The organism is Actinoplanes sp. TBRC 11911, from assembly GCF_012933445.1.
Taxonomy (GTDB): Bacteria; Actinomycetota; Actinomycetes; order Mycobacteriales; family Micromonosporaceae; genus Actinoplanes.
On sequence record NZ_JABBNC010000010.1, the window covers coordinates 109,492 to 131,319 of the forward strand.

Annotated in this window: 20 protein-coding genes and 1 pseudogene; 5 read left to right on the forward strand and 16 right to left on the reverse strand. The window is 71.0% G+C overall.

The window, feature by feature from the left end; all coding sequences use genetic code 11:
• Window positions 1–43: 43 nt before the first annotated feature.
• A complete protein-coding gene (locus HH310_RS16545) occupies window positions 44–898 on the reverse strand; it encodes an erythromycin esterase family protein (RefSeq protein WP_169176565.1) in 855 nt (284 codons plus the stop codon).
• A 9-nt stretch (window positions 899–907) separates the two neighbouring features.
• Between HH310_RS16545 and HH310_RS16550 the strand changes: the two genes are divergently transcribed.
• Window positions 908–1,207 carry a hypothetical protein gene (locus HH310_RS16550; RefSeq protein WP_169176355.1) on the forward strand — a complete coding sequence of 100 codons (300 nt, stop codon included), beginning with the start codon at window positions 908–910 and terminating at the stop codon, window positions 1,205–1,207.
• Here the strand turns inward: HH310_RS16550 and HH310_RS45360 are convergent.
• The 9 genes and pseudogenes from HH310_RS45360 to HH310_RS16595 form a co-directional block, all read right to left on the reverse strand.
• Window positions 1,115–1,597 (reverse strand): annotated as a pseudogene (locus HH310_RS45360) (erythromycin esterase family protein); the annotation flags it as partial. The gene HH310_RS16550 and the pseudogene HH310_RS45360 overlap by 93 nt on opposite strands.
• 984 nt (window positions 1,598–2,581) lie before the next feature.
• Window positions 2,582–3,022 (reverse strand): RDD family protein, encoded by a 441-nt coding sequence (locus HH310_RS16560; RefSeq protein WP_169176446.1) that lies wholly within the window; start codon window positions 3,020–3,022, stop codon window positions 2,582–2,584.
• Between the two features lie 271 nt (window positions 3,023–3,293).
• The gene (locus HH310_RS16565; protein ID WP_211192213.1) at window positions 3,294–4,103 is read right to left on the reverse strand and encodes a hypothetical protein; all 810 of its coding nucleotides are present in this window, start codon (window positions 4,101–4,103) and stop codon (window positions 3,294–3,296) included.
• Window positions 4,104–4,219: 116 nt separating this feature from the next.
• Window positions 4,220–5,062 carry a sugar phosphate isomerase/epimerase gene (locus HH310_RS16570; RefSeq protein WP_169176447.1) on the reverse strand — a complete coding sequence of 281 codons (843 nt, stop codon included), beginning with the start codon at window positions 5,060–5,062 and terminating at the stop codon, window positions 4,220–4,222.
• Complete coding sequence (locus HH310_RS16575; protein ID WP_169176448.1) at window positions 5,059–6,057, reverse strand: Gfo/Idh/MocA family protein; 999 nt, start codon at window positions 6,055–6,057, stop codon at window positions 5,059–5,061. The genes HH310_RS16570 and HH310_RS16575 overlap by 4 nt, the downstream gene beginning before the upstream one ends.
• A 34-nt stretch (window positions 6,058–6,091) precedes the next feature.
• Entirely contained in the window at window positions 6,092–6,913 is an 822-nt protein-coding gene (locus HH310_RS16580) for a TIM barrel protein (RefSeq protein WP_169176449.1), read from the reverse strand.
• Window positions 6,910–7,752 (reverse strand): carbohydrate ABC transporter permease, encoded by an 843-nt coding sequence (locus tag HH310_RS16585; RefSeq protein ID WP_248294062.1) that lies wholly within the window; start codon window positions 7,750–7,752, stop codon window positions 6,910–6,912. The genes HH310_RS16580 and HH310_RS16585 overlap by 4 nt, the downstream gene beginning before the upstream one ends.
• A complete protein-coding gene (locus tag HH310_RS16590) occupies window positions 7,749–8,675 on the reverse strand; it encodes a sugar ABC transporter permease (RefSeq protein ID WP_312034136.1) in 927 nt (308 codons plus the stop codon). The genes HH310_RS16585 and HH310_RS16590 overlap by 4 nt, the downstream gene beginning before the upstream one ends.
• Window positions 8,672–9,997 carry an ABC transporter substrate-binding protein gene (locus tag HH310_RS16595; RefSeq protein WP_169176450.1) on the reverse strand — a complete coding sequence of 442 codons (1,326 nt, stop codon included), beginning with the start codon at window positions 9,995–9,997 and terminating at the stop codon, window positions 8,672–8,674. Before HH310_RS16595 ends, HH310_RS16590 begins: the two co-directional genes overlap by 4 nt.
• 117 nt (window positions 9,998–10,114) lie before the next feature.
• Here HH310_RS16595 and HH310_RS16600 point away from each other — a divergent pair, with 117 nt between their 5' ends.
• Together HH310_RS16600 and HH310_RS16605 are read left to right on the forward strand one after the other, a co-directional pair.
• Complete coding sequence (locus HH310_RS16600; protein ID WP_169176451.1) at window positions 10,115–11,113, forward strand: LacI family DNA-binding transcriptional regulator; 999 nt, start codon at window positions 10,115–10,117, stop codon at window positions 11,111–11,113.
• 9 nt (window positions 11,114–11,122) lie between these two features.
• The gene (locus HH310_RS16605; protein ID WP_169176452.1) at window positions 11,123–12,616 is read left to right on the forward strand and encodes a PP2C family protein-serine/threonine phosphatase; all 1,494 of its coding nucleotides are present in this window, start codon (window positions 11,123–11,125) and stop codon (window positions 12,614–12,616) included.
• Window positions 12,617–13,024: 408 nt separating this feature from the next.
• Here HH310_RS16605 and HH310_RS16610 read toward each other — a convergent pair whose 3' ends face one another.
• Genes HH310_RS16610 through HH310_RS16620 form a run of 3 tightly spaced genes read right to left on the reverse strand, consistent with a single transcriptional unit; the run spans window position 13,025 to window position 14,789 of the window.
• The gene (locus HH310_RS16610; RefSeq protein ID WP_312034138.1) at window positions 13,025–14,068 is read right to left on the reverse strand and encodes an alpha/beta fold hydrolase; all 1,044 of its coding nucleotides are present in this window, start codon (window positions 14,066–14,068) and stop codon (window positions 13,025–13,027) included.
• Window positions 14,065–14,448 (reverse strand): ATP-binding protein, encoded by a 384-nt coding sequence (locus tag HH310_RS16615; protein WP_312034139.1) that lies wholly within the window; start codon window positions 14,446–14,448, stop codon window positions 14,065–14,067. The genes HH310_RS16610 and HH310_RS16615 overlap by 4 nt, the downstream gene beginning before the upstream one ends.
• Before the next feature lie 5 nt (window positions 14,449–14,453).
• A complete protein-coding gene (locus HH310_RS16620) occupies window positions 14,454–14,789 on the reverse strand; it encodes an STAS domain-containing protein (RefSeq protein ID WP_169176453.1) in 336 nt (111 codons plus the stop codon).
• Between the two features lie 175 nt (window positions 14,790–14,964).
• Between HH310_RS16620 and HH310_RS16625 the strand changes: the two genes are divergently transcribed.
• Together HH310_RS16625 and HH310_RS16630 are read left to right on the forward strand one after the other, a co-directional pair.
• The gene (locus HH310_RS16625) at window positions 14,965–15,657 is read left to right on the forward strand and encodes a laminin G domain-containing protein (RefSeq protein WP_169176454.1); all 693 of its coding nucleotides are present in this window, start codon (window positions 14,965–14,967) and stop codon (window positions 15,655–15,657) included.
• Between the two features lie 41 nt (window positions 15,658–15,698).
• Window positions 15,699–17,204, forward strand: coding sequence for a serine/threonine-protein kinase (locus HH310_RS16630; RefSeq protein ID WP_169176455.1), 1,506 nt, complete (start codon window positions 15,699–15,701; stop codon window positions 17,202–17,204).
• 651 nt (window positions 17,205–17,855) lie between these two features.
• On the opposite strand, the gene HH310_RS16635 is transcribed toward HH310_RS16630, so the two are convergent.
• From HH310_RS16635 to HH310_RS16645, 3 genes are all read right to left on the reverse strand, one after another.
• The gene (locus HH310_RS16635; protein WP_169176456.1) at window positions 17,856–18,866 is read right to left on the reverse strand and encodes a LacI family DNA-binding transcriptional regulator; all 1,011 of its coding nucleotides are present in this window, start codon (window positions 18,864–18,866) and stop codon (window positions 17,856–17,858) included.
• A gap of 65 nt (window positions 18,867–18,931) precedes the next feature.
• Entirely contained in the window at window positions 18,932–19,534 is a 603-nt protein-coding gene (locus HH310_RS16640; protein ID WP_169176457.1) for a hypothetical protein, read from the reverse strand.
• Window positions 19,531–21,798: a hypothetical protein gene (locus HH310_RS16645; protein ID WP_169176458.1), complete on the reverse strand. Its 2,268-nt coding sequence runs from the start codon at window positions 21,796–21,798 to the stop codon at window positions 19,531–19,533. Before HH310_RS16645 ends, HH310_RS16640 begins: the two co-directional genes overlap by 4 nt.
• Window positions 21,799–21,828: the final 30 nt, after the last annotated feature.

The following is a 21,828-nucleotide window of genomic DNA, read 5'->3' on the forward strand; positions in this document are numbered from 1 at the left end:
AGATTACCCGGCGCGGTGGTCAGGTCAAGAGCCCGGGAAAAGGTCAGACACCCATGGGGTACGTCTCGGGTTCGTGCACGTCCACGTGGTGCGTGTGTAGTGGCCGCACCGCCCGCGTCTCGTCGAACCAGAGGAAGGCGTCGTAGCGGTCGCCCAGCACGGACGGGACGTAGTTGCCCCAGGCCTCGCGCTCCGGCCGGTACACGACACCGATCGCGCGGTGCGCCAGCTCGTCGACGAGCAGGTCCGGGCGCTGCCCCAGCGGCGGGACGACGAACAGGGCGCGCTCCGGGGCCTCGGCGTGCAGAATGTCCTCGATGGATCCGGGGCGTCCGGGTGGCACCCCCATGACCTCCATCGGCGCACCCCACTGCCGGCCAGCGACGACCGTGCCGTGGTGGCTGCCGAGCCCGACGAGCAGGACGCGGTCCCTCCCGAACCGCCCACGGGCCAGCGAGCCGAGCGTCACCTCCCCGAACTTCGCCTGGTCGGTGGCCTGCGCGTCGCCCACGTGGGTGTTGTGCGCCCAGACGACCGCCTTGGAGTCCGGGCCGTAGTGGTCGAGCAGCCGCGCGAGGGTGGCGTCCATGTGGCGGTCGCGCACGTTCCAGGAGCGCGGCCCGCCGTCCATCAGCGCCCGGTAGTAGTGCTCCGCGCCGGCCACGACTTCGGCGTTCTGCCAGACGTCGAGGTCACGCCCCCGCAGGTCGATGAGCATCCGGACGGCTGTCTCCTCGCAACTGGCGCCGTGCACCCGGGTGGCGTAGGCGTAGGCGTTCAGATCTTCCCCGTACGCCCGAAAGCAGTGATAGGCCCGCATGGCAGCCGGGATCCGGTCCGGTTCGTGCTCACGCACCCAGGTGAGCACAAGCCGCAGCGACTCCCACAGCGAGTACACGTCAAGCCCATGAAACCCGACCCCCCGCCCTACTTCCCGTTTCCCGCGTTCCCCGCGTGCGCCCTGTTCCTGCCGTTCCCCGCGTGCGCCCCGTTCCTGCCGTTCCCCGCGTGCGCCCCGTTCCTGCCGTTCGCCCCATTCCTCGCGTTCCGCGCGTTCCTCCCGTGCGCCCTGTTCGTCGCGTTGCCCGCGCTCGTGCCATTCCCCGCGTCCGTGCCGTTCCCTTTCCCCGCGCTCCTCTGGTCCCTGCCGTTCTTCCCGCTCCTCCCGTTCCACCCACGCGTGTCGTTCCGCGCCTTCCCCTTTTAGCTCCGGCACCCATTTTTCACGATTTTTCGCGTTAAATCGGGCGAGCCAGCAGCCGAAATCCACGACTTCTTCGTTGGCCCACATCCAGGTGGGCCAACGCTCATACGCGTGCAGCGCCGACCGCGGATCCCCACGCTCCCCTTTGACGGCCGCCCCGACCCGCTCGCAGTCCGGCCAGTCCCCTTCTACCGCCACAAACGAGAACCCGGCCTCCTTAATCAGCCGCCGGGTAAGCAGGTCCCGCCATACATAAAACTCGTGCGTCCCGTGGCTGGCCTCGCCGATCATGACAACCCGGGCCCCACCCGCCCGCGCCACCAGAACGTCCAGGTCCTCCGCCCCCTGCAGCGGCCGCGCCATGGCCGCCACGTCACCCCCGTAATGGTGCATATCCGACGCTTACCCACCCCCACCCCGCACATACGTCGGACTTACCCCTCGCGCCCCAAGCGGCCCCGGCCACGGTCGTCGCGGATTCCACGATGTGGTCATTCCGGCTCACACTTTGGACATCCGCGCGACCTTGGAGAGTTACGCCCATATGTGAGCCATAAGTCTCCAAGGTCCACATCTAGGGCCGAGAAGGCGGTGAACAGGACCGGCATTTCGGGAGCAAAAGACTCTCCACAATGGAGAGACGTCCCACATTGCGGGCCCGGATCCACGATGTGGGCATCCGTCCCGAGGAGCGGGCGCAGGTCCCACATTGTGGACGCGGCTCGCACAACCTGCTTCGTGACCTGGGTGATCAAACTCGCAGCCGGGTCACGGGCCGCCTGCGCGGAGCCGAGTGGGGCGCCAGGTGCTTCCAATTCCTCCATATTTATCGGTTTTTGTGCATAAGTCGGGACATCAGATGGCGGGTGACCGAACAAACACGCCCGCCCGGGCGGGGCAGGCGGGGCGACCCGGCGGGCGAAGCCCCCGCCCGGGCGGGGCAGGCGGGCCGGGCGGGGCGACCCGGCGGGCGAAGCAATCAGCGCGGGCGAGGCGGGCGGCCCAGGGAAGCACTTGACCTCCAGATGAAGTGACAGGTGCGGGGAGACCGGGCAGGCCGGGCAAAACGGGCAGCAGCAGCCTTGGTCAACCGGGGTGATCTGGGCAAAGCGGGCTCAGCCGGCATTTCGTGACGAGGGCGGTCCGACAGGGCGGCTCGGCGGGACGCGCGGCCAGGGTGAGAGGCGCGGCCAGGGTGAGAGGCGCGGCCAGGGTGAGAGCCGCGGCCAGGGTGAGAGCCGCGGCCAGGGTGAGGCACGGCCAGGGTGAGGCGCGGGCAGTGACGCCGAAGGGCGGCGGTCAGGCATAGCGGACTACCGTGCCGGCGAGGGGACCGGGCTGCCGAGCACCACGCGCGGGCAGTCGCCGCAGCGGCAGTCAGGCGTAGCGGACTACCGTGCCGGCCAGCTTGTCGTGCAAGGTGCGGCGGTCGGTGCCGAAGACCAGGAGCGCGTCGACGGCGAAGAAGACGCCGAACGTGACCGCGCTTAGCAGGCCGAACAGCAGGCCGTAGAGGACGAACTCGCGCATGAGCATGCGGCCGAAGTCGACCGGGGCGCCGGTCTGGGCGTCGGCCACCACCAAACCCAGGAGCTGCTTACCCGGGGTCTGGCCGTCCGACCATACGATCAGTGACCAGATCACGTAGCCGATACCCAGCGTCACCACGGCCAGGAGGATCTCCAGCAGGAACGCGCCGAGCCGGCCGGCCGGGGAGACCAGGCGCATCCCGGCCGCGGACGCTGGACCAGGAGCGGGCTGCGGCGTCATCAGCGAGGCGTAGGTCAGGTCGCGCAGCGGTTCCTGGGGCTGGCTCATCGGCGGCAAGCCTTCCGTAAGGGTTCGGAGAATACAGAACGTTACGGAAAGTGGGCCCGGCGCATCAGCGACCGTTCGCTCGGCGCCGGGAAGCCGAACGGCCGACTGGAGACGGCAAAACGCCCGGCGGTGCCACTGCGGTGCCTGGCGGCGCCGAACGGAAGAAGCGCGCCCTCAACGGAAGAGGGCGCGCTTCAAAAGACCAAAACGCGCTTTCAACGGACAAAGACGCGCTTCAAAGCACGAGGGCGCGCTTCGAGCAAAACGAGGATCAGCGCTCGGCCGCCTCGTCCTCCTCCTCCGCCTCGTCCTCCTCGCTCTGGCGCTGGGCCGGGACCGCGTCCTCGCCGTCCTCGGCGCCGTGGCGCGGGCCCGCGTCGGCGGTCTGCTGCTGGGCGGCCGGGAGCACGGTCTGGACCAGGCCCTCCTCGGGCAGCTCCTCCTGCATCTGGGGCTGGTCGACCCAGAGGGCGCGCAGCTGGCCCTGCATGAAGCCGGTGAGGCGGGCGCGGTACTCGCGGTCGAACTGCTCCAGCGCCTCGATCTGCTGCTGCAGCGCCTCGCGCTTGGTGCCCAGGCTGCCGACCACGTCGTCGTAGCGCTGGCGGGCCTGCAGGTTCAGGTGGCTGGAGTTGGCCTCGGCCTCCTGGACGATCGTGTCGGCCTGGGCGCGGGCGTCGTTCACGATCTTGTCGGCGCTGCGGCGGGCCTCGTCGGTGCGGGAGTGCGAGTCGCGGGCGATCTGCTCGGCGGCGGCGCGGGCGTCGGCCAGGATCTTCTCGGCCTCGCGGCGGACGTTGTGGCCGTGCACCTGGGCGTCGCGGGCGATCTGCTCGGCCGCGGCGAGGGCGTCGGTGCGGATCTTGTCGGCCTGGTGGTGGGCGCGGGCGACATGTTCCTCGGCGGTGCGTTGCGCGAGGGTCAGGACCTGCAGAGCCTGGTTGGGGTGCGCGCCACCGGGCTGACCCGGCTGGGGCTGACCCCCCTGCTGCTGCGGGGGCACCGCAGGATGCTCCGAGGTCTGACTGTCTTGCCCATTGAGCAGCACTTTTACACGATCCTTCATGCGGTTGTCGGACACGGGAAGACCTCCGTACGTGCAAAATCGAAGCCGCTCGCACGGGCACGGGCGTGATCGCGGGATGCTACCAACTTCCGCGGTCTCTTCGCGAGGCGGTGTGGACAGTGAGCACGCTCTCACGCACCGGCCAGTTCGCGCACGTAACGAAGGTTGTCCCGGGTGCGTTCTAAAAGGGGCACCGCCGTCGAGAAATCCTCCAGCGCCACCCAGCCGTCATAACCCACCGACGACAGAGCCTGGAAGTACGCCCGGAGGTCCGCCTGCCCCTCGCGCAAAGGCGCCCAGTCGGCTTCCCACCGCGCCGAACCGTCCGCGCGCCGCCCGGCCACCGAATAGGCCACGTTCTTGACGTGCACGTGCGCCAGGTACGGTCCGAGCATCTGCAGCCCGGCCGTGTAGTCCTCGAATCCCTCGTGGACGAGGTTGCCGACGTCGTGAATCACGCCGACGCGGGCCGGATCGAGGCCGTCGGTGAGGCGTACGGCGGCGGAAGCGGACGCCACCACCGAGCGATGGTGAAGCTCTACCAGGATTTTCACGTCATGCGCGGCGGCCCGCCGCACGGCCTGCTCCAGCGCCGCGCGGGCGTGCGCGAACAGCGCCGGATAGCGGTCCTCCCCCAGTTCCGGCATCCGCAGCCGGGTGCGCCCGGCGCCCAGCTCGGCGGTCGCGGCGAGAATACGCTCCACATTCGAAGGTTCGTCGATGCGCACGTACGCCCCGAGCCCGGAGAACTCGAGGCCGGCGTCACGGGTGGTGGCGGCGATCGACGGCAGCGCTTCTTCGAGGCCGGTCAGCGGCCACGTCGCCCGGTTGCCGGCCCAGAAGCCCGGCGGGTCGGCCGGTTCCTGGTCGACGATCCGCCATTCGATGCCGTCCCAGCCCTGCGCGGCCAGGGTCTTCGCGGCTTCGGCCGGGGTCCAGTCGGGGGTGGAGGCGGTGAAAACCGAGAACTTCACGGGAGGATCTCCTTGAGTCCGACCGGACGGCCGGTGGCGGCGGATCGGTAGACGGCCTCGACGACGGCGAGCGCGTCGAGCGCCTCGGGCACCCCGACGGCGGGCGGGCGGCCGTGTTCGATGGCGGCGAGCACGTCCTCGTACTGGCGCAGATGCCCGGCCACGAAATCGGGGTCCGGGCCGGCGGCCGGCAACGGAATCGACGAGTACGCCAGCACGTCGTCCTCGATGACCGCGCTGCCCCCGGTGCCGTGCACGGCCAGCCGCACCCCGGTCCCCGGATACGCCGCGGTGGTCGCGTGCAACGTCGCGAGCGCCCCGGACGGGAACCGCAGCACCGCGGCCACCACGTCCTCCACCTCGATGTTCTCATGCGCCACCAGGCCGGTCCAGGCGAAGACCTCCAGCGGTACGCCCATGAGATGCACCAGCAGATCGACGGTGTGCACACCTTGGTTCATCAGCGCGCCGCCCCCGTCCATCGACAGCGTGCCGCGCCACGAGGCCTGGTCGTAGTACTCCTGGCTGCGGAACCACGGCACCGACGCGACGGCCGACGTGAGGGTGCCGAGCGTCCCGTCCGCGATCGCGCCGGCGACCGTGACGGTGGCCGGGTCGAACCGGTGCTGGCTGATGACCGAGACGACCTGGCCGGGTGCGGCCGCGCCGAGCAGCGGACGGGCCGCCGCCACCGTCACGTCGAGCGGCTTCTCGACGACCACGTGCGCTCCCGCCCGGACGGCCCGCAGCGCCTGCTCCACGTGCTGCCCGCTGGGGGTGCAGATGACGACGATGTCCGGGGTGGTGGCGTCGAGCAGGCCGGGCAGGGAGGCGTACGTGGGAGGGGTGTGTGAGAGGGTTGCGGCGAGCTCGGCGGCGGCCGGCCTGATCGGGTCGGCGATCCCGATGATCTCCAGGTTTGGCAGGCGGCCGATGGCGGCGACGTGGTTGCGGCCGATGATGCCCGCGCCGGCGAGCCCGACGGTGAAGGTCATGGCTGTACCCGTGCGTTCGAGCAGGGACGGTCGGTCATACCAGCTGGACTCCGATCTTGTCGGTGAGGGCGGCGAAGGCGCGGGCGGCCACCCCGAACTCGGCCGGCCCGGAGAAGCCACCCAGCGCGCTCTGCTCGGCCAGATGTGGTTCGAGGGAGGCGAAACCGGCGTACCCGTCGTCGCGCAGCGCGGTCAGTGTCTCGCGCAGCTCGCCGTCGCCCAGGCCCGCCGCGACGACCGTGCCGGTCTCGGACAGGGCATCCTTGACCTGCAGGTATTCGAGATGTGGGCGCAGGAGCCGATAACCGTCGGTGTACGGCTTGACGCCGACCTGGACGAAGTTTGCGTTGTCCCAGGCGACCCGCAGCGCGTCCGAGCCGACCGACTCGACGATGTCCAGCACGCGCGCCGGAACGTCGCCGTAGATCTCCTTCTCGTTCTCGTGCAGCAGGATCAGCCCTTCCCGGGCGGCGATCGCGGCCAGCGCGGACATACGGCGCAGAACCTCGTCACGCACGCTCTCCACCGAAACGCCAGCCGGGCGATAAAAGGAAAAAATCCGGATATATCGCGTGTCGAGCCGGTGCGCGGCCGCGACCGCGGCGTCGAAAGCCGGCACCGGATCCGTGATCAGCGACTTCCCGATCGGCGACGCGACAGCCGACACCGCCATCCCCCGCGCCTTGATCAACCGAGCCAGCCGATCAAGATCCGCGGCCGGCAACGCGACCACATTGGTACCCCAGGCACTACGCACCTCGATGTGCCGCGCCCCGAGCGCCCGCAACACCGCCAGCTGCACCACCGGATCGGCATCGATCTCGTCGCCGAACCCGGACAACGTCCACGACGTCACTTGACTCCTCCCGAGGTCAACCCGCTCAGCAGATACCGCTGGAAGATCAAGTAAAGCGCGACCACCGGCACCGCGCAGATCAGCGCCGCGGCCATCAGTTGCCCGTACACCGGGATCGCCCCGCCCTCCTGAGTGGACCCGAACACCTGCAGCGCCACCGCCGCCGTCCGGGTCTGCGGATCGGTGAGCACCGACGCGAACAGCACGTCGTTCCAGCCCAGCAGGAACGCGAAGATCGCCGCCACCACCAGCCCGGGGCGGCTCAGCGGCAGCACGATGCGTACCAGCACGGTCCACGAGCTGGCGCCGTCGACCCGGGCCGCCTCGTCCAGCTCACGCGGCAGCCCCCGCAGGTAGGTGACCATCACCCAGGTGCTGAACGGCAACGCGAACGTGAGGTAAGTGAGGAACAGCGCCCACCGCGTCCCGATCACCTGGATCCCGAGCAGCGTCGCGGTGCTGGAGAACAGCACGAACACGGGCAGCAACAACAGCGTCCCCGGCACGCTCTGCAGGGCGAGCAACCCGCGCAGCACACTCAACCGGCCGCGAAAGGCGAAACGCACCAGCACGTACGCGCTCAGCAGCGACACAAACGCACAGAGCACCGCCACCGCGCCGGCCACCACGATGCTGTTGGCGAGCCCGCGCCCGAGCGGCGTGGTCGACCAGATCCGGCCGTAGTTGCCGAGGTCGAACCGGTCCGGCCAGAAGTGGCCGGCCGCGACGCTGAGGTCCGAGGAGACCGAGGCGAACAACATGTACGCCACCGGGAACAGCACCAGCAGCAACAGCACCACGAGCACGACCGCGCGCAGCGGCCGGGGCAGCAGGGTCAACTCTCCTCCCCCGTGGTCAGACGCACCGCCCGCAGATACGCCACGATCGGGACCGCGACCAGCAGCAGCGACAGCACCGCCATCGCCGCGCTGAGCCCGAACCGGAAGTTCTGGAAGCTCTCCACATACGTGAGCACCGGCAGGGTCTCGACGTCGTGCGGGGCCGGGATGCCGAACAGCACGAACGGCAGCGTGAAGTTGTTGACGTTGTGCAGGAACGCGATGACCAGCGCCAGCGACACCGGCCCGCGCAGGTACGGGAAGATGACGTGCCACAGCTTCGCCCACCAGCCGGCGCCGTCCAGTGCCGCCGCCTCGTGCACGTCCGGGTCGACCGCCTGCAGCCCGGAGACCGCCAGCAGATAGATCAGCGGCCAGGACGCCCAGGTCTGCACGATGATCAGCGCCCAGAAGCTCTTCGGCCCGTTGAGCCAGAGCGTGCGGTCGGTGCCTAACCAGCCGTCGACCACCCCGTCCGGCTGCAAAATGACCCGCCACACGGTGCCCACCACGAACGCCGGCAGCACGTACGGGATCAGGAAGATCGAGCGCACCAGGCCCCGGCCGCGGAATTTGTCCTGGGTCGCCAGTGCCGCCGCGACCCCGATGGGCAGCGTGATCACCGTGACGATCGCCGCGTAGCCGGCGCTGACCGCCACCGCGTGCAGCAGCGGCGAGTCGGTGAGTGCCTCGGTGTAGTTGCCGATCCCGGCGAACGGCGACCTGATCCATTCGCGGATCGTGTACTGGTCGAGGTCGGTCAGCGAGATGTACGCGGCGGTGAGCAGCGGGATCACGATCACCACGAGGGTGAGCAGGGCACCCGGGATGAGCATCCACAGCGGCCGGTGCCGGCGGCCGGCACGCACGGGCGCGCCGGCGACCCGGGTGGTCGCCGGCGGCTGCGTTTTCACATCGGTCACTTGGCTTTGTCCAGGGCGCCTTGCGCGGTGGTCTGCGCCTGATCGACCAGTCCTTTCAGCTTGGCCTGGTCGACTTTGCCGGCCGAGAGGTCCGGGATCGTCTGCACCACCACGTTGAGCAGGGCGAGCTGGATCTGGCTCCAGGCGCCGGTGAACGGGGTGCCGACGGACTTCTGCGCGGACTCGATGATCGGCGCGACCAGCGGGTCGGACTTGAGCGCCTCGGCGGCCTGCGTGTTGGTGGGCATCTCCCCGAAGGTCTTGTAGTACGACTGCTGCGAGTCGGCCTCGGTCAGCATCTTCACCAGCGCGAACGCCAGGTCCTTGTGCTTGGAGTACTTCGCCACCACCAGGTTGTCGCCGGACAGGATGCTGGCCGCCGGCTTGCCCCCGGCCGGCGTGCTGGTCGCGCCCGGCGGGATGACCGGCATCAGCGCGTACGCGTACTTGCCCGCGACCGATGATTTGTCCAGCGTGACCCGCGACGACGCCGAGACCATCGGCAGGTAGGCGGCCTTGCCCTGGCCGAACGCCGCGATCGACTGCGCGCTCTTCCAGCCCACCGCGGCCGGGTCGACCACCTTGTCGGTGGCCAGCCAGCTCAGATACGTCTGGTAGGCGAGCAGGGTGCGCGGGTCGTTCAGCGATGCCGTGCTCCCGTCGACGAGAGGGTTGCCGGCCTGGATCGACATGGCCCAGATGAACTTCCACGGGTCGAAGCCGTCGGCGTACGAGATCGCCATGCCGAACTTGCCGTCGCCGGTCATCTTCTTGGCCTGTTGCAGCAGGCCGTCCCAGCTGTCGGCGGGCTTGTCGATGCCCGCCGCGGCGAGCATGTCCTTGTTGTACGCCATGACGAACGGCCGTTGCGCGAACGGGATCCCGACCTCGTGCTCGGGGTCCGGACCGGAGATGCCCAGTGTCGCCGGCACGAACCGGTCGCGGCCACCGATCTTGGCCCATTGGTCGGCGCCGAGCGTCTCGAACGCGCCGGTCGCCGCCGCCGTCGGGGTGAAGGTGGTGCCCAGCGCGTACACGTCGGGGCCCTGGTTGGACAGCACCGACGTCTGAATCTTGGTGAGCTCGTCGTTGGGCGAGGCGAACGTCTCGAACTTGACCGTCGCGCCGCCGTTCTCCTTGGCGAACCGGTCGGACACCTCGGTGAACCATTGGCGCTGCTGATCCGGGTAGATGGTGTTGGCACCGATCAGCACGTTGATCGTCTGCCCGGCGCCGCCGCCGCTGTCGTCGTCGCCGCCGCATCCTTGCAGGACGGCCGTTATCAGGAGTGCGCCGGCCACCGCAGCCAGTTGTTTACGCATGTCGGACACCTCCGCGTTTCGCCGGACGTTAACAATCGATCAATTTGAATGGCAATCGTTTGCCAGAATTTGCCACGGCGCTCGACTTCGCGGTTCTCCCGTGTTTCCCTGGGCGCCATGCGGGCGCGTCGCGCGGTCACCATCACCGATGTCGCGGCGGCCACCGGGGTGGCGCCGTCCACGGTGTCGCGCGCGCTGCACAACCCGGGCCGGGTCAGCGCCGCCACCCGCGAGCGCGTCGAGGAGGCCGCGCGGCGCCTGAACTACGTGCCGAACTCGCAGGCGCGGGCGCTGAGCTCGGGCCGTACCGGCACCATCGCGGTGCTCGTCTCGGACGTCACCAACCCGTTCTACTTCGGACTGATCCGCGGCACCCAGCGTCAGCTCAAGGCCGCCGGGCGCGCCCAGCTGCTGATCGACACCGAGGACTCCGGCGACCACGAGGCGGAGATGCTGCTGAGCATGCGGCGCTCGCTGGACGGGGCGATCCTGGCCGCCTCGCGGCTGCCGGAACGGCGCCTGGCCGCGCTGGCCGAGGAGATCCCGCTGGTCACGGTCAACCGCAACGTGCGCGGGGTGCCCAGCGTCGTGATCGACACGCCGGCCGGTATCGACCTGGCCGTCGAGCACCTGCTCTCGCTGGGGCATCGGCGGATCGCGTACGCCTACGGGCCGGAGAACTCGTGGTCCAACCGCGCCCGCTGGCAGGCCCTGCGCGCGGCCGGGGTGCGCTACGGCCATCCGTTCGTGCGGGTCGGGCCGTTCCCGCGCGGCCGGGCGTTCGGCTCGGCCGCCGCCGACGCGCTGCTCAACACCGGCGCCACCGCGTTCATCGCGTTCAACGACCTGCTCGCCATCGGCATCCTCACCCGATTGCGGGAACGCGGCGTGCGGGTGCCGGGCGACGTCAGCGTGGTCGGCTGCGACGACATCTTCGGCGCCGACTTCTGCAACCCGCCGCTGACCACCCTCACCGCCCCCATCGAGCAGGCCGGACGCACCGCGGTGTCGATGCTGCTGGCCCGGCTCGTGCCGGCCGGTCCGGGCCCGGGCCGCCGGACGGTTCTGCTGCCCACGCACCTCACGATCCGGGACTCCACCGGCCTCGCCCCGTAGGCTGAGCGGATGGGCGACGACGAGGTGGCGTCCGCGATCCGGGAGATCCTGGCGGTCATCCCGGCCGGCTGTTCCTGGCTGCTGCCGGTGCGCTCCGCCGACGGCACGATCACCGACTTCCGGGTCGCCGCCGCCAGCGGCCGCCGCCACGACCTCTACCACCGCGGCACCAGCCGGGTCGACGAGCTGCTCAGCCGGCTCTACCCGAGCATCGTCGGCGGCAAGCTCTGGCGGGTCTACCTCGACGTGTTCCGGACCGGCGAGCCCGCCGAGGTCAGCGAGTTCCGGTACGAGGAGAAGCGGGCCGGCGTGGTGGCCGAGTCGCTGTTCGACGTCAGCGTGAGCCGGGTGCTCGGCGGGCTGCTGGTCACCTTCGCCCGGGTCGACGAGGACCGTCGCCGCGCCGGGCGCATCGAGATGCTCGGCACCCTGGGCTGGACCGAGTACGACGTGCTGACCGGCATCACCGACTGGTCCCCCGGAATCTACCGGATCTTCGAGCGCGACCCGGCGCTCGGCCCGCTCAGCCGCGGTGAGCAGGCGGCCGCGATGCTCCCGGAGGATCGCGGCATCGCCGAGACCGCGTGGCAGACCCTGGACAGCGGCGCCACGTCCGACGTCACGGTCCGGTTCCGCGTCCACGACAAAGTGAAATATCTGCGCATCCTGTCCGATGTGGTGGCCGACGCCACCGGCCGGCCGTTGAAGATCAACGCGGTGGTGCAGGACGTGACCGCGCGGGTCGACTCGCGCAGCGCCATCGAGGTCCTGCGCGACCAGGTGCGCACCCGGGAGATGACCGCGCTGGCCGAGCACCGCCTGGCCGGGCAGCTGCAGCACATGATCCAGCCGGTGCCGCCGGAGCCGGTCGCGCTGCCCGGCCTGCTGGTCAAGGCCGGCTACCTGGCCGCCGAGAGCACGGTCCGGGTGGGCGGCGACTGGTATCACGCGGCCCCGCAGCCGGACGGCACGGTCCTGCTCGCGGTCGGCGACATGGCCGGGCACGGCCTCGCGGCGGCCAGCGGCATGGCGCATCTGCGGTTCGCGCTGATCGCCTGGCTGTCGATCGGCATCGACGACCCGGCGCAGCTGCTCGCCCACCTCAACCGGCTGTGCTTCCAGCTGCGGCTGACCGGCACGGCGGTGCTCGGCGTGTACACCCCCGCGACGCACACCCTGGTGTGGGGCCGCGCCGGGCACGCGGCGCCGCTGCTGGGCCGCTCCGGCACGGCCGCCCCGCTCGACGCGCCGCCCGGGTTGCTGCTGGGCGCGGAACGCACCTCGTCGTACGAGACCCGCACCGTGCCGCTTTCCCCGGACGACCTGGTGCTGCTCTACACCGACGGCCTGGTCGAGCGCCGGGGCGGGCCGCCGGTGCTGAGCGAGATCCTGACCCTACTGGCGGACGCGTCCACCGACGGGGGCCTCACCCGCCTGGTCGCCGGTCTGCAGCGGCCCAGCCCCGACGACGACACCTGCACCCTCGCGGTCCACGTCGCGTAACAGCAGCCAGGCGTCCGCCGGGAAGAGCCGCTGCCCGGCCGCCCAGGTGAAGCGGGTGTAGTAGGGCCGCGCCGCCGCCGCGCCGAGGATGCGCGGCGCGTCCATCCGGTGGTCTACGCCCTTCCAGCGGATCGTGCAGCCGCCGGCCGCGACGACGTTGCGCACCCAGTTAGTGCGCGCGCCGAACGGCAGGTTGATGATGAAGCCGTCGCCGGTGGGGACCCCGCGACCGGCACCGCGAGATCGCAGCCGCTGACCCGGCCACGATGATGGACGACCGCCCAGAGCGGGATGAGACGCCGGCCCGCCATCACCCGGGCGACGGGCGCGGTGGCACGGGCAAACCGGAACTTGTTCATACCCGTGATCATCGATCCGGGACGCCGCGGCCCGCGTCCCGGCGATCCGTCAGAGATCGTGGCGGGTTTCCGTCATGCCGCCCAGCGCGTACGCCACGGCGTCGGTGCGGCCGCGCGCGCCGATCTTGCGATAGATGCTGGCCAGGTGCCGTTCCACGGTGTGCACCGCGATGCCGAGCTGCCCGGCGATCTCGGTGTTCGAGCCGCCGTCCGCGAGCAGCTCGAGCACGTCGCGCTCGCGGGCCGTCAGCACGCCCGTCGCCCGGCCGCTCGCGTGCACCCGCCCGGAGCGCACGAAGTCGCCGACCAGCCGCAGATCGCCGGCCGCGCCCTCGACGAACAGGGTGGGTGTCGAGCCGGGCAGCTCCACGAGCCGCGCGTCCGGCAGCGCCACGGCCAGGCGCCGCGCGACCTCGACCGGGATCTGGTGCTCACCCTGCCGGTGCAGCACCAGCGTGGCGGCCCGCACGTGCGGCAGGTCCGCGGTGACGTCGATGTGTTCCGCCGCGGTGAACCAGGCCTTCGCGATCGGCGCGGTGGTGGCGGTGCGGAACATCTCGGCGACCCGCCGGCCGGTCGCGGTCGCGTCCCAGCCCAGCCAGGCCATGGCCGCGGCGTCCGCGAACAGCGTCCAGTCCTGGTCGACCAGCGACAGCAGCGCCTGCGTCTGGGCCGGGCTGATCGCCTCACGCATCCGGGCCGCCCCGCCGAACAGCACGAGCCGCTCGACCCGCTGCGGCTCGCGGGCCGCGAACGCGATCGCCGTCGCGACCGAGTGGTAATAACCGAGCAGCGAGGCCTTGGCGATGCCGGCGTGGTCGAGCACCGCGCGCAGGTCGCGCAGGTGCGCCTCGACGCCCAGGTCGTCCGGGTCGATGCGCCGGTCCGAGCTGCCGGTGCCCCGGCCGTCGTAGAGCACCACGGTCAGGTCACGGGACAGGGCGGTGTAGGCGGCCCGCAACGCCGGGACCCGCCACTGGGCGACGATGTTGCTCAGCGACGGCATCCACACCAGCACCGGGCCGCGCCCGAAGACCTGGTAGCCCAGCGTGACACCGTCCTCGGTGCGGGCGAAACGCAGCTCGTCGCTCACCGGATCATCGTGAGGCGGACGTGGGTGCCGTCGTCGGCGTCGCTCACCGTGACCCCGTCGCAGACCCGCTCGACGATCGCCAGGCCCCGGCCGCGCGGCTCGCGGGCGTCCGGCATCGCGCGGCCGAACTCGCGGGGCTTCCCGCCGTCGATCACCTCGCACTCGACGCGCCCGTCGAGCTCCCACACCCGCACCCGGCCACCGCCGCCGGTGTGCTGCAACGTGTTCGTGGCGAGCTCGCTGACCGCGATGGTGAGCAGGTCGGCGCGGGCCGGGGACAGGCCGAGCCGATGTGCCTCGGTGCGCACGAACCGGCGTACGAGGGCAAGGTCCTGGGGTTGGCTGTAGGCGATCTCGGCGGGTTCTCGCACGCGCAGCACGCGGGTCACCCCTCGTCCCGGGTGAACCCGTCGCGCGGCGGGCCGAGCAGCTCGCCGACGCCGGTCAGGTCGAGGACGGTCGCCACCGCGCCGCGCGCGTTCACCGCGACCAGGCGCCCGCCCCGCTGCTGGGCCGCGTGGTGGGCCACGATCAGCCCGTGCACGCCGCTCGAGTCCAGGAACATCAGGTCGGCGAGATCGACGACGACGACCGCGGCCCGGCTCAGCGCCTCGCTGAGCACCTCGTCGAGCTGGGCGCACACGGCGAGGTCGCACTCGCCGGCCAGGGCGACCCGGACGAGTCCGTCCTGTTCGGTGGTCTGAGCCGCGAACTGCGCCATGCCGCCCTTCCTCCCCCAGCGAGCAGTCGCAGTCATCATGACATCAGCGCGGCTCCCGTCCAACGCGGTAAGGCCTGCGGCTGACCCGTTCGTTACTTCGGCATACAGCCACCTTTTGGGACGGATAGCATGATGTAGTTGCTATTAGGGAAATAACGGTCAGTGGGGATGAAGCATGGGCAAACGGCACCTCGGTATCGCCGCGCTGGCGGCTTCGACCCTGCTGGCGGGCACGCCGGCGGTGGCCTCGGCGGACCACACCATCGCGCTGTGGAAGATGGACGACCGGTCCCGGATCATGTACGACAGCACCGGCAACGGGTTCGACGGCCACGTCGGGCGCGAGGTCCAACGCACCGGCGACACGTACGGCTTCGGCAAGCTCGAGCCCGACACGCCGCCGGCGCACCCGCAGCACGTGGTCGTGGTGCCCGACGACGACGAACTCGACCCCGGCACCCGGGACTACGCGATCACCATGCGGCTGCGCACGAAGTACCAGTTCGGCAACATCATCCAGAAAGGCCAGGCCACCGTCTCCGGCGGCAGCTTCAAGATGCAGATCCCGAACGGGCACGTCCAGTGCTGGTTCCGCGGGTCGGCCGGGTCGGTCCTGGTCACCGCCCCCGATAAGATCAACGACGGCCGATGGCATGTGGTGCGCTGCGATCGCTCGCGCGAAGGGGTGGCGTTACGCGTCGACGGGCGTACGGTGGCCGGGAAGTGGGGCCGCACCGGCTCGATCGACAACTCCTGGCCGGTGTCGATCGGCGGCAAGACCGAGTGCGACCAGATCGAGGTGGGCTGCGACTACTTCGCCGGCGACATCGACTACGTAGCCATCAACGTCGATGGGTTCGACTGGTAGAAGGCATTGACACCCGGAAGTTTCCGGGCGAATGTTCCCGCATGAGCGTTGACTGGCCGAGCAACGGGATCCTCCTGGCGGCACGGTACCGCCTGGCTGAACGCCTCGAGACCGGCGGCATGGCCGATGTCTGGCGTGCCGACGACGAGCTGCTCGGCCGGCCGGTCGCGGTGAAACTTCCGAATGGCGCGCACGTGGCGTGGCGGGAAGCGCGGATGGCCGCGAAGCTGTCGCATCCCTCGATCGCGGCGGTGCACGACTATCGCGAGGCGGTGCGGCCGGACGGCACGGTCGCACCGTTCGTAGTGCTGGAGCTGCTGGCCGGCGAGACGGTCGCGGCCCGGCTGGTCCGCGACCCGCTGTCGCTCGACGAGGCGGCGCGCGTCGGGGCGGCGGTGGCCGGGGCGCTCGCAGCGGCCCATGCCGGCGGGGTGGTGCACCGCGACATCAAGCCCGGCAACGTCATGCTCACCCCGAACGGCGTGAAGATCCTCGACTTCGGCATCAGCGCCCCGGCCGGCGAGGAGGACTTCGACGACACCGGCGCGACGTTCGGGACCCCGGCGTACGTGGCCCCCGAGCGCCTGGACGGCATGCCCGCGGTCCCGGCGACCGACGTGTACGGCCTGGGCGTGCTGCTGTTCGAGATGGTCACCGGGGCGCCGCCGTATCCGGTGGACACGTGGGAGGAGCTGGCCGAGGCGCGGGCGTCGGGGCCGGGCACGCTTCCCGCGTCCCTTCCGGCCGATTTCCGTACGCTGGTGGGCCGTTGCCTCAACGACGACCCGTCAGCGCGCCCGTCGGCCGACGAGGTGCGCTTCGCGCTGACGGCGTTGTGGCTGGCGGAGCGCTCGGCGTCGTGGTCCGCCGTGGTGGCGCCGGCGGCCCCGGCGGCGGCGATCTGGCAGGGCCCGGCTGCGACAAGCGACCCGGGGCCCGGCCACAGCCCACCCGGAGTGTCCGGCCCCGTCGAGATCATGCATGGCCCAGCCGGCCCCGGCGAGATCACCCACGCCCCTGCTGCTGCCGCCGGAACCCCGCCCTATCGGCCCGGGCGTGCTGTCGCCTCGACGTTGCCGATGGCGTCGCCGCCGGCGCGGCGGGTCGCGGTCACCGTGGCGCTGATCGCGCTGGCGGTCGCGGTGGCCGGGGTCTTCGCGCTGGTGACCTGGCAGCGAAAGAACACAGTGGACGCCCGGCCGGCGCCGAGCGGCACGGTCGCGGTGCCACCCGCTCCGGCCGCCAACCCGCCCGTGCCCACGACGTCGCCCACGCCACCGCTGGTGCTCGCGGAGGCGGTGAGCCGCATGGAGTCGGCGGTGGAGGAGGGCGCGGCCGACGGCGAGATCCGCGCGGATGTCGCGGTCGACTTCCTGAACCTGATCCGCCCACTGTCCGCCGCCGACAGCAGGGTGGTGGCCGAACAGGTCGCCCACTTGCGCCGGAAGATCACCGAACGGCTTGGCGAGGGCGGCCTGCAACCGGAGCGCGCCGAGCTGCTCCGCGCCCGCCTGACCGACCTCGACCAGGCCGCCGGCACCCCCTGAACGGCCCGCACCACACCCCGCGCACCTCAACCAAGCCGCTGACACCCCTGAACGGCCCGCACCGCACTCCGGACCTCGACCAAGCCGCTGACACCCCTGAACGGCCCGCACCGCACCCCGCGCACCTCGACCAGGCCGCTGACACCACTGACGTGAAACCGGTTCACCTTTGCGTCCGCCGCGTCCGCACGGCTCGTCATGACCGCAGCGGTCTGTTCGCCCAGCCGGAGGTCCCACTATGCGGACACCGGAACCACATCGTGGACTTTTTGTGAACCTTGGAGACTTGCGCCCACATACGAGCCATAACTCTCCAAGGTTCACGTGCGGCCGGAAAAGCCTGCCGTACAAAGGCCATATTACCGGAGGAAATTCTGTCCACAGTGAACGTAAGTCCCACATGGCGGGAGGCGAGTCCACGATGCAGTCACCTATCTCAGCAGGCGGGCATCCGTCCTACATAGTGGAGGCGCCGTGCCATCTAGCCACCCCGGCGGCCGAGCCATCATCGGAAATATCGGATATATGCGGATGGTCGGAGGCGCTCCCTGAGGGGTTTGGGCCTGAGGACGCGCGCGTACACGTAGCCAGGGGCGCGCCCCGAGCTTCGGGCCCGACGCCGTGCGCGCGCACCCAGGAGTCTCCCGGACGCTAGGCCGAGGCGCGGATGACCAGGCGCGTCGGCAGGACGATCTCGCTGTCGCCCGGCTCCTCGCCGGCGATCTTGGCGAGCAGCAGCCGGACCATCTCGCGGCCCATCTCGGCGATCGGCTGGTCGACGCTGGTCAGGGCGGGCTGCGTGTGCCGCGCGATCACCGAGTCGTCGAAGCCGATCAGCGCCACGTCCTCGGGGACCCGCTTGCCGTGCTCGCGGAGCACGCCCAGCGCGCCGGCCGCCATCATGTCCGAGGCGGCGAACACCGCGTCCACGTCGGGGTGGTGCTCGAGCAGGCGTTGCATCGCGGCCGCCCCGCTCTCCTCGCTGAAGTCGCCGAACGCGACCGGGCCGTCGCCGACCACGTCGCGGTAGCCGTCCAGACGCGCGATGCCCGCCGCCATATCGAGCGCACCGGTGATCGCCGCGATGTTCTTACGGCCGTGGTCCCGAAGATACGCGACGGCTTCTCGTGCCCCGCCACGGTTGTCCGCGTCGACGAAGGTGCCCCTCTCGGCGTACGTGGGACGCCCCGCCCGGACCGTGGCCACCCCGCGCTCCTCGAGCACCGACGGCAGGGGGTCGTCGCCGTGCAGGGACAGCAGCAGCGCGCCGTCGACGTGCTGGCGGGTCAGATAGCCCTCGAGGCGGCGCCGCTCGTCGGGCGCCTGCGCGATCATCAGGACCATCTGCAGGTTGCGCGCCACCAGCACGGACGAGATCGACTGCACGATGCGCCCGAAGAACGGCTCGGCGAAGAACCGCTCCCCGGACTCGAAGATCACCAAGGCGATCGAGTCGGTCCGCTGCGTCACCAGGGTGCGGGCGGCGCGGTTCGGGACGTAGCCGAGCTCGTCGATCGCGTCCTCGACCGCCTGCCGGGCGCGCGGGCTGACCTGAGCCGACCCGTTCACCACCCGGGACACCGTGCCGCGCCCCACGCCGGCCCGCAGCGCGACCTGCTCCAGGGTCGGTCTCCCCGTGGCCCGGCTCCGGTCCGACGTCATCGCGTACACCCCCTCCGCGCGATCGAAGCTCGCGCCGGACACAACGTACCTGTACCGCGCTCGATCTAGGGATCGCGGTGGCGCCCGGGGGTTCCGGTCCGCGTCGGCGGGTCCTTGTCGCCGAGCAGCGGGACGCCGCGGCCCAGCAGGATCGTGCCCGGCAGCTCCAGCGTGGCCTGCTTGGCGGCCACCTGCGTCCCGGCGAACGACAGCGTGCCGGAGACGTCGGCGGTCCCGGCTCGCAGCGCGACCAGGCGGGCGTCGCGGATCACCGCGATCAATCCGCGCACGGTGATCCGAAGGACCACCTCGATCTCGAGCGGGACCGGCTCGAGCTCGCCGATCTGAACCTCGATCACGGGCCGGTCCTGGTACGACACGTCGTAGGTGGTCATCTCCACGATCTCCTCGGACCCGGGCCGGTCCCGGGTGTTCGCGGCCGACTGCCGCAGCGCGTCGTGCCGGCCCCACACCTCCTGGAAGATCTCCGAGTACGAGCGGTCGAGCACGCCGGCGGCCTTCTCGCCGATCTGCGCGAACACCGCGCCCCGGATCGCCGGGCGGCCGAGCCCGTCGCTGCCCGCCCCGGACTCGGCCGCACCGGCGAGTTCCGCCTCGGCGTCGGCGGGCCGGGTGAAGAAGAACCCGCGCAGGGTCGGTTGTGTCATCGCCGCTCCTCCCCTCTGATGTACGACACCCCGCGGTGCAGCGTCAGCCGGACGACCAGGCGCGGCGGGGCGTCACCGTCCCCGGTCGTCGTGGCGGTCGCACCGGGCAGCCGTTTCAGGTCGACCGAGAATCCGGCCGCCGGATCGTCGCGCTCCTGCCGCAGGGCGCGCTGCCGCCGCCGCCATCCCTGGTAGCCCGCCACCGCCAGCGCCGTCAGCAGCCCGAGCGCCCCGGCGCCGCGCGGCCACAGGACGCCGACCAGCTTGTCCCACCAGGACCGCTGATCCGCCACCACCGGGATGGTCACGTTCCCGTCGGTGGCGCCGTCACCGCCGGACCGCGCGTACGCCACCCGCCAGAACAGGGTCGCGCTGCCACCCGGCGCGTCCTGCGGCAACGGCACGTCGGCCACCCAGCCCCGCCCGTCGTTGTGGCACTCGGCGAGCTTGCCGTCCGGCAGGTAGGCGGCCCGGCACCCGGTGATCGTCACGGTCTTGTCGTCGATGTACGGGGTGACCTTGACGTTGCCGCCGGCCTTCGCCTCGGTCGGGTCGAGCACGACGCGCACCTGCGGCGGTATCCCCGCGCCGAGCACCCGGTAGTTGATGGTCCCGCCGCCGCCCTGCCCGCCGGTGTCCGTGACGTCCCACTGCAGCGGCAGGTCCCCGGGCGCGGCGTTGTCCGGGACGGTCACCCGGGCGGTCCAGTTGCCACCGGCCGGGCGGCAGGTGGCCGTCTCGGTCCCGTCGAACGCCGCCCGGCAGCCGGTGATCGTCGTGCCCGCGGTCAGCGGCTGAATGGTCACCGACACGGGTTGGCCGGGATCCGCCCCTTCCGGGTCGGTGACGGCGACGAACACCGGCGGTACGGGCGGCGTGGTCTGCGTCTGCTGCTCTTGCGGATTGTCCGGTGTGGACGCGGTGGGCGGCGGCGTGGGGCCACCGGTCGGCGGTAGGCTGGGCCCGTCGACCGGCGGCTTCGTCGTCGGCTTGTCCACACGTTTCAGCACCTTGAAGGGCACACCGCCGGTCGGTGTGGCACGCCGCTCCCCGGCGGTCAGCGACGTCACTCCCCACCGCAGCAACGCGATCCCGGGCAACGCGTCCGGCGGCACGATCGTGCGGGTGAACCACCGTTCCGGCGAGCGCTGGCAGATCGCCCCCGGCCCATGCGGGAAGAACGTCATGCAGTCGAGCAGGGTGACGTCCTCGTCCACCGGTTGCAGCGCGACGGTAACCTCGTCCCCGGGTTCGCCCTGTGCAGGCTGGACGGTGACGATCACGTCCGGCTGACTGGCCACGACCTTCGCTTTGATGTCGCCCTCGACCGGACCGGGCAGTTCACCGGGCCGCGTACTCGTGTAGAAGACCTGCCAGTGCATCGCGATCGTGCTCCCGACGGCAGTGTCCCGAGGGATGTCGACCACCGCGACGCCCGAGGGACTGCAGCGCACCTCGCCGTGGAATCGCACCACGCAGTCCTTGAAGGTCACTCCGGGCGTCAGGCTCTGGAAGACCACGACGAACGGCAACCCCGGCGCGGCCGTCCGGGTCTGCGGCTGCGCGTCGAAGACCGGAAGAGGCGGTGACAGCGGCACGCGCACACTGTCGCGTCCCGCCCCGGTGTCCTTCACGGTCACCGGGCTCTGGTCCGGGAAGGTGTAGTCGTGCCGGTAGGTGTAGGCGAAATCGACGGAGACCACCAGCGGATCGCCCGGCGGGTTTGCGGGGACGGGCAGCACGGCGACGCCCGTGTCGCACGCCGCCGCCTCGCCGTCGCGCAGCCGAACCGTGCACGAGCTGAACTCGAGCGCGTCCGGGTTGTCCAGGGTGACGGAGATCTGCTTGCCACGTTCCGCGAAATCGGGCTTGACGGTGGCCGTGACCTTGGCGAGAACGGTGAAGGCGAAGTCGCCGGACAGATATTGGGGCTCCTGGTCGGCAGCGACCCTCCACATCACCTGCGTGGGACCCGCGCCTTCCGGCACCGCCAGCGTGACCGCGTTCCTGCCCCGGCAAAACTTGGCGTCCCGCGGAGCCGTCGCGAAGTAGACCTCGCAGTTGCTCATGTACTTCACCGTGAACGCCACGGTGACGGTCTCGCCCGGCATCCCCGCGACTCGGGTCGCCGTGACCTGGACAATTCCGGTGTCGTCGACGGTGAAGGGCGGCTCCGGCGCAACCCGCGCGGCATTCACCGTCCCGGCCGCCGCGAACGCCAGGACGGCCAGGGTCGTGCGGGTGAGCCGCGCCAGAAAACCCATCATCCCTCCAGGCGCAGCGTCACCCCACCT